We start from the raw sequence: 11,967 nt of genomic DNA on the forward strand, positions 1-11,967 counted from the left end.
CTATTGCAAAACCTTTTAAAATCCAAGTAATCCCGAATCCTACTCCCATTGATTTTAAGTCCCTCAAAATAGCTTCATCTGCGGATTTTTAAGCTGCTGATAGTGGGAAACATCCAGCGGTTTTCTTTCCCTGTTCTTCAAATATCTGTTTTTCGCAATCGCCATGGTATTTTTTACCTGTTCGCTTATGGTACCCTCGCCTTTCATGCGTCGTCCCCAGTTGCTATCGTTCAACTTACCGCCGTGGCATTCTGCAATTTGATTTAAAATCCGTTCGGCTTTATCGGGAATGGTTTTGTGCGCCCAATCCTTAAAAATTTCGGCTATTTGCCCATTCAGCCGCACAATGGTGTAGCCAACATCCACCGCGCCAAGTTCCGCCACTTTTTTTACCAGCGGAAGAATTTCATGGCTGTTAAGCGAAGGAATTATAGGCGCCATCATCACCCGTACCGGAATTCCATTTGCTGAAAGCGTTTCTACGGTTTTCAATCGTTGTTTGATACTTGCCGTTCGTGGCTCCAGCAATCTGCGCGTATCTTCGGAAAGGGATGTGATTGAAATGTTTGCTGAAATAATATTCAGTTTTGCCATTTCCTTCAAAATATCAAGGTCACGAAGAATCAACGAATTTTTGGTGATAATGCCCGTGGGGTGTTTCCATTTCAGCATAACCTCAAGGCATTTTCTTGTAATTTCCAGTTTGCGTTCCAAAGGTTGGTAACAATCCGTATTCCCTGAAAAAATAATGGTGTCTCCTTGCCAATTCTTTGAGGTGATTTTCTCTTCCAAAAGTTGCGGGGCGTTTCTTTTAAATAAAATATTCCGCTCGAAATCCAGTCCCGCGCCGTAGCCCCAATATTCATGACTGTTTCTAGCGTAACAATACACGCAACCGTGCTCACAGCCTTGGTACGGATTGGCGGAAAATCCCATTCCCACATCTGGACTATCAACCTTGTTTACAAAACTTTTAGGGAAAACTTCAATATGGTTGGTCTTGTTCGTGTCTGCTTCCTCGCCTTCCGCTTCGCAATAATTCAAAAAGTCGTCCAGCGCTTCGTGACTGTTCTCGAAGAAACGGTTGTGCACATTCTTTTGGGCGCCGCGGCCTTTTAGAAAATTTTCTGGCATAAAAAAACTTTGAGAAATTGGATGTCCCCAAAGTTAATTATTATTTGGAATTATTCCAACATTATGGAAATAATCCTTAGTTGATTATCGTTTTCAGAAATTGTTTCTTACTTTTTCTTCTGCCAATAAATACCATATTCTTTCCGGCAGCATCAGTAATAATACCTTCTTTTACAAAATAGGGTACTTCGGTATCCTCATTGTCCACAACACTTTGGAAGCTGTACTCACCAACGGAATTTATTTTAATGGCATAAAGATTTAAATTTTTGGTGCCTCCCTGTTTAAATTCCAATCTGTCGTTGCTGATTTTTCTTATTTTATCGGAGCAGTTAATATAAATGTAGGTATCATCTCCCACGGCAGTTGAGGAGAATGAAAGATATTCAAGGGAAATCCCAGCACTGGCCTGACGTTTATTGATATTCCTGGCCCAAAGCAATTTTCCGTCTTTATCCATTTTCACGGAAACGATATCATCAAAATGGTATACAGTTGTGGTGGTCATGCCCGCTCCGGGAGCCATATTTTGCTGAACGGTGATATAATATTCCTCAGCGTTAAGCACCAAATCCTCATTTTCAGTCAAAATTGCCTTGCGCAATTTTAAATTTCGCAGTTCCTTGTCTTTCACTTTTCCATATTTGTCCTTCATAAATTTCTCAGAAAATGGAGAGTAGACCGTATTTGTGATAGCAAGGGTTTCAGGATCCAAGTTAAAGCGGCAAACACCTTTATAACGGTGGTCATTTCTTTCGGAATAAAATCCGGCGCAGCTAAGCGCTTTATCACCATACACCGTAAATAGGGAGCCTACAAAATTTTCTTCAGTCTGAAAACTGGTGCTTATCTGGTCTGTTGGAGTAATTTTATAGAGTTCGAAATGGTAATTCGCCTTGCCCTTCTTTTTAGTTTGGATACTATTGTTTTCATAGACTTTACCCAAAAGAAATAAATTTCCATTGGCGTCATCCACATCTATATTTTCATAATCAAACTGTCTATCTTTTACATCGCGCAAAAATTCTTTCTGAAAAACAAGATTGAAACTTTTGTCGTAAACAAAAAGTCGCTGGGTCTGGTTGTCCTTGTCCTTTATATCGAAGTTTACGCAGAAGAAGTTTTTGTTTTTTGAAAACGTTACCTCTCCCGAAGAACTTGAATCCCATTGGCTTGAGCCGTTGTCCCAAGCAAAAATGCCAAATACGAAACCGAAATATTTCTTGATATCATTTTCATCAAAACTGAAAAGGGATTTTTTCTGAAAATCGAAACTGCCAAAGGAAGTTTCCCAAACATTGTAGCTAAAGGTGTCCGCTTTTTTGTCGAGAACCGATTCCAGCAAAAAGATTTTGCCATTGTCCACCATTAAACCTTTTATGCGGTTGTTGTCAACCTCAATTTCAGTTTCATTGAGCAACTTCAGGTTTTTGTCGTAATGCTCAACGTAATACCCTTTTAGACTCCTAAGCAATCCACCGAAGTAGCTGCGAACCGTTACAAAGCCACCTTGGCCATCGCTCTCTGAAAAGAGCAGGCCGGTATGCTTTTTATCATCCTTAAAAACATCACTCTGGGTAGTGCTGATTGAAATTTCTTGCGCGCCGGCACTTACTGCGCAACTAAAAATAAATAGGTATAAAAATTTTCTCATAATAAATTGGTTGTTGTTTTTACGGGAGCAAAATACAAAACCAAACCTTATAAAAAATTTTTATTTTCCGGGAAAATCAGCTTTTCGTTTTTGAAGAAATGCTTGTGTACCTTCTTTAAAATCTTCGGTTCCAAAACTTTCCCCGAAATTTTTTATCTCCGTCTCAAAACCATTTACGCCATCCTCATAATTGGCATTGATTGCTGAAATAGCCGAAGCAATGGCTACGCTGGAATTCTTCATGATTTTTCCTGCGATTTTTTCAGTGAATTCAAGTAATTCCTCCAAAGAGGTTACGTGGTTTACCAATCCGTACTGCAAGGCTTGGCTGGCATCTATCATGCCCGCGGTCATAATCATTTCCATCGCTCTTCCTTTGCCCACCAATTGCGGAAGGCGCTGTGTACCGCCATAGCCAGGGATTACTCCCAGTGACACTTCCGGTAGGCCCATTTTTGCATTTTCTGAAGCAATACGAAAATGTGCCGCCATAGCAAGTTCCAGTCCGCCGCCAAGCGCGAACCCGTTAATGGCAGCGATTACGGGCTTGGAAAGATTTGCCACAAAATCGAACAATAATTCTTGCCCTTTTGCAGCCAACTTTTCACCTTCCCCAACTGAAAAATCGGCGAATTCGCTAATATCGGCGCCGGCAACAAAAGCCTTTTCGCCGCTTCCGGTGATGATTATTACTTTGGTTTTTGATGAATTTTCAGCTACGGCAAGCGCATCGTGTAACTCTTGGATGGTCTCACGGTTAAGCGCATTCAATTTTGAAGGTCTATTTATGGTAAGGGTTGTGATGCCATTTTCAGTTTCAGAAAGTATGTTGGTGTAATTCATTATTTCGTTTTAGATAAAAAGATTCAAGATTCAAGATTCAAGATTCAAAATTCAAAATTCAAAATTCAAAATTCAAAATTCAAAATTCAAAATTCTTAAGCAAGCCACGAAGATACAAAACCTTATAGTATTGCGGGAAAGCTAATTTTAAATGTGGTTTTTTCTGGGGAAGAGTCCAAAGTTATTTTGCCGCCGTACGTTTCCACAATATTTTTTACCATTCCAAGGCCCAAGCCCATGCCGCTGGTTTTTGTGGTAAATTGCGGTTCAAAAATACTTTCCCTGTTTTCAAGAGGTACGCCTACGCCATTGTCCGTTACGGCAACGGAAACCCACGTATTTTCAGTAGTTACGGTCACGTCAATGCGTGGTTGCCTTGTATTTTTCTGTTCTATGGATTGGATGCTGTTCTTTACCAAATTTGTAACGGCGCGGATCAACTGTGTACGGTCAAAGCGCGCGCGGATTTCATCTTCTTCAGAAAAGAAATAAATGTAATCCTCATTAAAAATATCGAGGCCCAACTTGGTGATTTTTACCACGTTCAAGGTTTCGTCCTGCTGTGCGGGCATTTTGGCATAGGTTGAAAAAGCTGAGGAAATGGAGCTTAACGTGTCAATTTGCTGAAGTAAAATATTGGTGTATTCTGATACTTTTTCATCCACATTGGGGTCGTGGCAGTCAAACTTTCGCTGAAAGCTTTGTACGGTAAGCCTCATGGGCGTCAACGGATTTTTAATCTCGTGCGCCACTTGTTTGGCCATTTCGCGCCAAGCCGTCTCGCGCTCGCTGGCGGCCAATTGCGCCGCACTATTTTCCAGTTCGTCTATCATGCCGTTATAGGCATTCACCAACACCGCGATTTCCTGTGGGGTATCGCTCAAATGGATTTTCTTATTGCGGGTATCAAATCTGGTTTCGGATAATTTTTCACTTATTTCCTTCAGCGAACGCGTAATGTATTTTGAGAGAAAATAGGCCAGCACGATGGCCGCCAACAACATAAAAAAATACGCAACGCCAAGTCTGTAAAGGTATTCCGTGAGTTCCTTTGTAATAAAACCATCATCCTCAATATAGGGCAAATGGAGAATTGCAAGCGGTTTAAAATAGCTGTCAGTGATGTACGTGTAGGAAGATTGGTATTTCTGTCCGCCTTCCTCAAATTCCCTAATATAATTTTTTGTGGGTGAATTCTGAAGTTTTTGAAGTTCCTGATTGGGAATTTGGGCAGTCACCGTATCCCTGAAAAAGGAAGGTCTTGAGGATTTTAAAAGATTTCCATCGAGGTCGTACAAATAGATTTCAAGACTGTGGATGTCCTTGATTTCATAAATTTTATCTTTAAATATCAAAGGAATCTGTTGTGTTTCAACAGGGTATGTAGTAGTCTTTAGAATATAATTGATGTTTTCCCTAATGGCAATTTCCTTTCGAAGCAATCTATCGCGATGGTAATCCTGTGCTTCCTTTTTATATTGAAAAACGGTAACAATGGCTATCAGGATAGAGGCGCCAACCACCAAAAGAAGCATGGATAGGAAAATACGGGTGCGAAGGGATTTTTTGTAAAAATACATTTACATCAATTTTTGGAAAAGAAAGATAGCAATAATTAAACCATCTGAATTCTGTAAACAGATTTCTGAAATGAGAATTATTTTCTTTCCCGAATTCTTTTATAGATTTTGAAACCCATCATTAAAAGAATGGCGAAAACAACAATGCCCACAGTACCATAAATCCAGTTAATTCCATCTTTCAGAATAACCAAAAATACTACGGAAAACAGAATAATCGTAGGCGCTTCATTGAAGAGCCGCATAAAATTAGGAGTGTAGTTGACCTCATTTTTTTGAAGTTGGTTGAAGATTTGTTGGCATTTAAAATGGTAGATTATTAGAAGCGCAACAAAGCCTAACTTTACCTGCATCCAGTCTTCCGAGAGCCAAGCGGGTACTTTTACAATCAAGATTATCCCGAACAAAAGCGCCAAAATCATGGATGGCCAAGTGATGATTTTCCAAAGTCGGGAAGCCATAATTTTTAGTTGATCGCCAATAATTTCCCGTTCGGGTGAAGGTTTTTGGGAGGCTTCAATTTGATATACAAACAAACGCACAATGTAAAAGAGCCCCGCAAACCAAGTGATTATAAATATTAAGTGAAGTGATTTTATGTAGGGATAATATTGATCCATTGTTTTGGCAGAGGATTATTTGGGTTTATTTTTTGGGTTTCTACTTGTGTGGAAAGAAGAAGCTATATAAATAGAATTTTCTTTTACTTCATAAATAATTAAAAAAGGAAATCTGCTTACGGAAGCTTCATAATAGCCCAGGTTATTTTTGCGAAAAAGAAATGGATTTTTTTGAAGATGATTATAAAGTGTTTTAACTTCTGTCAAAAATTCATTCCCAAAACCTTTTCTTCTAGATTCGTAAAAACCCACGGCTTCATCCAATTCCTGTTTTGCAATATGAAGAATAAAAATTTTATAGATCATATTTTTTTCTAAGCGCTACCTCAAATTCTTCCCAAGGGGTTGCAGAAATCTCTCCATTTGCCAATTTTTCGCTCTGCTCCTTCAACAAATCCCAATGCGCTTGTGGAACAATAGAGGTATGTTGGGTTTCGTAATTGGCTTCGGCTTCTTTTGCTTCAATATAAGTACGGCTTGAAGGCGATGGGCCAAGTAAAACAAGCAACGCTTCGAGTAATAGGTCGTTGTTTTCGCAATTTTCTATTTCTTCAAGTAAGGCTTTTTTTAAATCTTCGTTCTTCATAATTTTCATCTTTTCAGCATATAAAAAAACTATTTTTTGGTCATCATTCCGAGAGTCTTTTAAACTGATAGATTAATAAATATACTGAAAAAATCAACCTACTCCGTTAGCGTCTTCCGTATTTCCCTATTTAAAAAATATCCCGTTACAATCGTGGAAAGCACATCTGCCGCCGGAAAGGAAATCCAAACGCCCAATTCCCCAAAATAATGCGGGAGAATAAAAATCAACGGAATAAAGAAAAAACCTTGCCGCGTCAATGTGAGCAATAACGCAGGAGTAGCTTTCCCTATCGCTTGAAAATAAGCGGAACCAATCAGCTGTATGGCAATAATGGGCGTTGCCGCAAAAACCCACCGCATATAATGTGGCGTTTCTGAAAGGATGGCCGCATCATCCGTAAATATGGAAATTATGGCTTCCGGGAAAATCATAATCACCGCAAAAATTACCAACCCCAATCCGCCTGCATACAGAATGGCTTTGTTCACACTTTCGCGCACCCGCGGATATTTGTGGGCGCCATAATTAAACCCTGCAATGGGTAAAAAACCCTGGGTTACCCCTAAAACTGGGAACAGTGCGAACATCAGCATACGGCCAATAATTCCGTATGCTGCTACGGAAGCTTCGCCGCCCAGATTGAAGAGAATATTGTTCATCAGCAAATACGTAACGCTCACTACCGCTTGCCGTGCCAGCGTTACAAAACCAAGAGCGGACATTTCTTTTAAAATGGAAATATCCAACCCAAAATGGGAAAGGCTTATCTTAAGTTCAGAATGATCACTTATGAAAAAATAGAGCACATACAGAAAACAAAACCCGTACGAAATTGTGGTGGCCCAAGCCGCGCCCGCCATTCCCATATCCAAAAGATTGATGAGAATATAGTCCAAAAGCAGATTTCCCACAGAAGGGATTATCATCGCAATCATGGCAAATTTCGGTTTCCCTTCGGCGCGTATCACGTTGTTCCCCATCATACAAAGTGCCAATAGCGGCACGCCATACAATACGATGCGGTAATAGACTTTTGCGGGTTCAAAAATGTCGCCCTTTCCGCCAAAGGCGGGAATCAATTCATCGATAAAATAGAGGCCAAAGCCCACCATAAGCACCGTCAACAGTAGCGTGAGGGTAATCTGGTTTCCAAAGGTCTTAAGCGCACGCTCTTGGTTTTCTGCGCCCAAGGCACGTGAAATGATGGACGAACCACCAATACCGATAGCCATCCCCAGCGCAGCGATAAAAAATGAAACCGGCAAGACCACATTGATGGCGGCAATGGCAATGGAACCAATCCAGTTACCAACAAATATGGTGTCCACCAGGATGTTGAGCGACATCACTAAAATTCCGATAGATGCCGGAACAGCCTGTTTTATCAAAAGGTTTCCAATTGATTCTGTTCCTAGGGCAGCGGATTGGTTTGGCTTCATGTAATTTTTTTAGAGGGACAATATATCCCCTTTGGGGTTAGTGGGTGGCAATGGCGGTTTTTAAATCTGTAATCCGCCAGGAATCAATCCATCCGGTAAGCACCTCAACCCAATCATCACGGTCGTTTAGGCAGGGAATCACGGTGAATTCCTTTCCACCCGCCTCGTGGAAAATTTCCTCCCCTTCCATGGCTATTTCTTCAAGGGTTTCCAAGCAATCGCTTACGAAAGCAGGCGTTACTATTGCCATTTTCTTGGTTCCGTTCAGGCCCATTCTTTCAATGGTCCGGTCTGTATAGGGCTGCAACCAAGGATCAAAACCCAATCTAGACTGAAAGCTCGTGGAAAAGGTTCCCGGTTGCAGGTTCAATTTTTTCGCTACGAGATCCGTAGTTTTCAAACATTGGTGGCGATAGCAGAATTGGTGTGCGGGAGAAGGTGTAACACAGCACGATTGATCAATTTTACAGTGGCTTTTGGTAATATCGCTTTTGCGGATATGCCGTTCCGGAACGCCGTGATAGCTAAAGAGCAAATGCTCGTAATCCACATGTTCCAATTTTTCTGAAATACTTTTTGATAGCACCTCGATGTACTCCGGTTTATGGAAAAAAGCGGGAAGGGAAGTGATTTGAAGCTGTGGGAAAAATTCTTTTTTAAGCTCATCCACCTTTACATCAATGGTTTCCGTGGTTGCCATGGCAAATTGCGGGTACAGCGGGATTACCAATACATCATCTACCCCTTTGTCCACCAGCTCCTGTAATCCTTTTTTTAAGGTCATACTCCCATAACGCATCGCCAGTGCAATGGGAACGGTTGTTTTTTCCTGAATTTTTTGTTGCAGCCGCGCCGAGATCACAATAAGCGGTGAGCCCTCTTTCCACCAAATGCGTTGGTAGGCCTCTGCCGATTTCTTTGGGCGTGTGTTTAGAATGATACCCTTTACCAAAAAAGCACGGAGCCAGTAGGGTACATCAATTACCCGCGGGTCCATTAAAAATTCATCGAGGTATTTTTTTACATCCTTGGGGTCTGTACTATCTGGCGAACCCAGATTTACGAGAAGCACTCCTTTCATAAAGGCAATTTTTTATAGGTACAAAATTAGGCTTTTCAAGGGGATTGTTCAAGGATGATGGGTTTTTATAACTATGGTGGTATTGGCAATAATTATTATGGTAGCTTTTAAGCGGGGTGTAGTTTTTATTTCAATTTGTTTTGGGCTGATTTTGGGTGCAGCTGATGGGGAACAATTATAGTAATAGGAGAAATCAATCATCGATAACGTGATGTGATTAAGAGCGAGACGCTTTGTGGTTCATATTTATGCGAGAACAAGCTATTACTGGGCGCCATTTTTTCGCAGCATTTTATTCTTTAAACATTTTTGACATTGAGTTCAAACAAGGGGTTACATCAAAATACAGCCCTTCTAAATTTGCTTCATTTTCAGCAAGAGTCAAGTAATCGTAATGTTCAATTAAACTTTGGGATCCTCCAAATTCAAATCCAAGAATATTTAGTAAAGCATATTCGTGTGAGGTGTAAATTACATAAAATGCGTCTTCCTTACTTTTTCCATTTCCCGAACTCATTAAAACATCAACCACTGTTCTAAATTGGGTCACTTTTTTATTGAAAGTTGTTTTATCTCCCAGTTGTTCCAAGGAATATAATTGATAATTAATTGCATTTAAGTCAAAAGGGTTGTCAACAAGCATTTTATTTGTAAAATCGACTACTTTCTTTAAATCTACGCTGTCTAACTTTTCTTTTTGCAAAACAGCTCTTAAACTATCACCATACTCAGAACGTGAATACGGTGAGTATTTTTCATCAAATGTATAACCGTAATACAAGTGTCTTTTTTCCTCTAAAGTCATTGTTGAGTCTGCGTTCTGAAACCTTTCCATCAAAGATTCGTAGAAGAGATTGGAGTTTTTCTTTTTAATATTTTTTTCAATTTTTTGGTAATCAGGTTTTTCAAAATCCCAATCTTGGGAATAAGAAAAGAAGCTAATTAAGATGAGTGATGCTAAAATTATTTTTTTCATTATAGTTTTTTAATGGTGTAAAACGGTCACGTATAAGCGTAGTTCGGGGTTAGAAGCACTTTACTTTCGGTTTAGCGATATGTTTGTAAATATTCAATTCGTTTAAGTTTAACACTTTCGCTCGCATTACGCTTATACATTGTTGGCATTCTTACTTTATTCTGGGAAATTTTTAATTGAATCAATTATTTTTTCATCTAAAAATTTTAAAGCTACTTTTTTCAATTTTTCTGTGTTTTTATTCGAAATTGAATCCTCAATTTTTTTGTTCAAGTTTTCTAAGAATATTTTTTCAGGGAAAATCTTTTCATAAATATTCCTTTGATATCTACTTTCAAAATAGAAAGCAAGATTTATGATTTGTGAATTATCCAGTTTTTTAATTATTCTCCACGTTTTACTGAAGTCAAATTTAGTAAAATAAGGTGTGAACATAAACTCATTATTCATCTCCTCAACTTTTTCTAAGAAAGAATTAAAATCAGATGAAAATAAATTAAAAATGTCAGTTAGTTCTTTTAATTCTTGATGCTCTTTAATTCCTTTATTTATTTTTAGACAATATTCAACAATTTCTTTCAGGTCATCATAAAATTCACTTGTTCTATCAACTGATAGTCGAAAATGAATATTTCTCTCGTATTTGTAATCATCCTTACCCGCATGTATTCCTTTTTTAAATCTTTTTTTTAGGTTTTCAATATTGTAACCAAGCAAATTGTTAAATCTTGTTACGTAATGAAAAACGGTTGGATATTGTTCTAAGGAAAACTCTCCTTTATCTACATATTTTAAAATTGAAGATGTAATCGAACGATATTCTGAATGTTTTAAATCAACGCAACCCCAATAGTTTAATTTAGAAATCAACTTCTCTCGTTCTGGAATCGTGTTATCCTCAAACTTGTAAATTAAATTTAACTCATTTGATAATAGCTCAATTTTAAAAGAAGTTTTCCCAATTATGTAATTGAAAATAGAATCAAAATACTTTCTTTGGATGTTGTCGTCTGGTAAATATTTTTCTTTAAATAATTCAGGGTAGGTTTTAGGCTCTTTTTTTTTATTGGAATCTCCAAGAAATCTTGATAGATTAAATAAAAAACCTTGATAAATTTCTATTATTTCAGAAAAATTTGAAGTGTTTAATTTACCTAATTTGTACTCAATTGATATCGGCAATGTGAAGTTCAAAATTGTTTCGAGTATATCTTTTTTTATACTGTCGAATTTACTCTCTGAAGAAAGATAGGCAGATGTTTCTTTAAAGATTATTTTAAAATGTTCTAAGAAAAACAATAGATTTCTAAGATTGTCTTTATTAAGCGAAATTTGATTGACTATAGTTTTTTTATGCTCACTCAAAAAGTCAAAATATGATTTGTTTTCAGCTTTGTATTTTGATTCAATAATTCTATCAAAGGTTAGTGAAACATTGGAGTTAAAGTTTATTGATATGCCAATTACTTTTTCTCTCAAAAGTGAATAATTATCAATATCGTCAGTATTTATTTCTTTTCTGAGTTCATCTTCGTTTGCAATTAGTAAAATTTTTGCACTGAGGTTTTCTACAAGATTGTTTACAAAACCGAAAACTTCTTTTAAGTCAAGTTCTGAACTCTTTCTGTCTATATCATCAATACAAATAAGAATTTTTCTGTAATCTGTTAGGCTTTCGCTTGATGTTCCTGTTTCTGACAATAAATCTTTAAGGTTACTACCAAAATATTTTAAAACTGTATTTCCTAAACCTGCTACTATTTTGATTCCCCTTTTTTTTAAAATAGGATATAGTTCAACAAAAATTTGATTTTGAATATCTTCTATTGATTTAGCTCCAAATAAAGATATTAAAACAGGAATATATGTTTCGTCATTTTCCGAATATGGTATTTTTAATTTAGCAATTTTAGGGAAGAGGTGATTTGTATTATACTGAAATAGGTTGACCTTTTTTGGTTTCATTTTTCGTTTATTAAAAGGTCAAAAAATCTAAATTTTGTTTGTTTTTTTTGTAGGAATGGTATGCTACATTTTGTTTTATATGAACA

At 37.7% G+C, this 11,967-nt stretch carries 11 protein-coding genes; all 11 read right to left on the reverse strand.

Going from position 1 to position 11,967, the window contains the following annotated elements; translation table 11 throughout:
* Positions 1 to 63: 63 nt before the first annotated feature.
* Positions 64 to 1,134 carry a PA0069 family radical SAM protein gene (locus KIV10_RS03630; protein ID WP_214112113.1) on the reverse strand — a complete coding sequence of 357 codons (1,071 nt, stop codon included), beginning with the start codon at positions 1,132 to 1,134 and terminating at the stop codon, positions 64 to 66.
* 76 nt (positions 1,135 to 1,210) lie between these two features.
* Complete coding sequence (locus KIV10_RS03635) at positions 1,211 to 2,788, reverse strand: hypothetical protein (protein WP_214112114.1); 1,578 nt, start codon at positions 2,786 to 2,788, stop codon at positions 1,211 to 1,213.
* A 60-nt stretch (positions 2,789 to 2,848) separates the two neighbouring features.
* Positions 2,849 to 3,631 carry an enoyl-CoA hydratase/isomerase family protein gene (locus tag KIV10_RS03640; protein WP_214112115.1) on the reverse strand — a complete coding sequence of 261 codons (783 nt, stop codon included), beginning with the start codon at positions 3,629 to 3,631 and terminating at the stop codon, positions 2,849 to 2,851.
* Positions 3,632 to 3,753: 122 nt separating this feature from the next.
* Positions 3,754 to 5,211: a sensor histidine kinase gene (locus KIV10_RS03645; protein WP_214112116.1), complete on the reverse strand. Its 1,458-nt coding sequence runs from the start codon at positions 5,209 to 5,211 to the stop codon at positions 3,754 to 3,756.
* A 77-nt stretch (positions 5,212 to 5,288) separates the two neighbouring features.
* On the reverse strand, positions 5,289 to 5,831 hold the full coding sequence (locus KIV10_RS03650) for a CopD family protein (RefSeq protein WP_214112117.1): 543 nt from the start codon (positions 5,829 to 5,831) through the stop codon (positions 5,289 to 5,291).
* A gap of 15 nt (positions 5,832 to 5,846) precedes the next feature.
* Complete coding sequence (locus KIV10_RS03655; RefSeq protein WP_214112118.1) at positions 5,847 to 6,137, reverse strand: type II toxin-antitoxin system RelE/ParE family toxin; 291 nt, start codon at positions 6,135 to 6,137, stop codon at positions 5,847 to 5,849.
* A complete protein-coding gene (locus KIV10_RS03660) occupies positions 6,127 to 6,417 on the reverse strand; it encodes a hypothetical protein (RefSeq protein WP_214112119.1) in 291 nt (96 codons plus the stop codon). The genes KIV10_RS03655 and KIV10_RS03660 overlap by 11 nt, the downstream gene beginning before the upstream one ends.
* A gap of 98 nt (positions 6,418 to 6,515) precedes the next feature.
* Positions 6,516 to 7,859, reverse strand: a complete 1,344-nt coding sequence (locus KIV10_RS03665; protein ID WP_214112120.1) for an MATE family efflux transporter — start codon at positions 7,857 to 7,859, stop codon at positions 6,516 to 6,518.
* Positions 7,860 to 7,896: 37 nt separating this feature from the next.
* Positions 7,897 to 8,940, reverse strand: a complete 1,044-nt coding sequence (gene hemH / locus KIV10_RS03670; RefSeq protein ID WP_214112121.1) for a ferrochelatase — start codon at positions 8,938 to 8,940, stop codon at positions 7,897 to 7,899.
* A gap of 292 nt (positions 8,941 to 9,232) precedes the next feature.
* Positions 9,233 to 9,916, reverse strand: coding sequence for a DUF4919 domain-containing protein (locus KIV10_RS03675; RefSeq protein ID WP_214112122.1), 684 nt, complete (start codon positions 9,914 to 9,916; stop codon positions 9,233 to 9,235).
* A 156-nt stretch (positions 9,917 to 10,072) separates the two neighbouring features.
* Positions 10,073 to 11,881, reverse strand: coding sequence for a hypothetical protein (locus KIV10_RS03680; RefSeq protein ID WP_214112123.1), 1,809 nt, complete (start codon positions 11,879 to 11,881; stop codon positions 10,073 to 10,075).
* Between the last annotated feature and the right edge of the window lie 86 nt (positions 11,882 to 11,967).

It is taken from the genome of Aequorivita echinoideorum, assembly GCF_018476645.1.
Lineage (GTDB): Bacteria > Bacteroidota > Bacteroidia > Flavobacteriales > Flavobacteriaceae > Aequorivita > Aequorivita echinoideorum.

Bases quoted from the DNA above. Each gene is read 5' to 3' on its own strand.
- KIV10_RS03660 (WP_214112119.1), bottom strand. From the start codon at position 6,417: ATGAAGAACGAAGATTTAAAAAAAGCCTTACTTGAAGAAATAGAAAAT.
- KIV10_RS03630 (WP_214112113.1), bottom strand. From the start codon at position 1,134: ATGCCAGAAAATTTTCTAAAAGGCCGCGGCGCCCAAAAGAATGTGCAC.
- KIV10_RS03650 (WP_214112117.1), bottom strand. From the start codon at position 5,831: ATGGATCAATATTATCCCTACATAAAATCACTTCACTTAATATTTATA.
- KIV10_RS03635 (WP_214112114.1), bottom strand. From the start codon at position 2,788: ATGAGAAAATTTTTATACCTATTTATTTTTAGTTGCGCAGTAAGTGCC.
- KIV10_RS03675 (WP_214112122.1), bottom strand. From the start codon at position 9,916: ATGAAAAAAATAATTTTAGCATCACTCATCTTAATTAGCTTCTTTTCT.
- hemH (WP_214112121.1), bottom strand. From the start codon at position 8,940: ATGAAAGGAGTGCTTCTCGTAAATCTGGGTTCGCCAGATAGTACAGAC.
- KIV10_RS03680 (WP_214112123.1), bottom strand. From the start codon at position 11,881: ATGAAACCAAAAAAGGTCAACCTATTTCAGTATAATACAAATCACCTC.
- KIV10_RS03655 (WP_214112118.1), bottom strand. From the start codon at position 6,137: ATGATCTATAAAATTTTTATTCTTCATATTGCAAAACAGGAATTGGAT.
- KIV10_RS03665 (WP_214112120.1), bottom strand. From the start codon at position 7,859: ATGAAGCCAAACCAATCCGCTGCCCTAGGAACAGAATCAATTGGAAAC.
- KIV10_RS03645 (WP_214112116.1), bottom strand. From the start codon at position 5,211: ATGTATTTTTACAAAAAATCCCTTCGCACCCGTATTTTCCTATCCATG.
- KIV10_RS03640 (WP_214112115.1), bottom strand. From the start codon at position 3,631: ATGAATTACACCAACATACTTTCTGAAACTGAAAATGGCATCACAACC.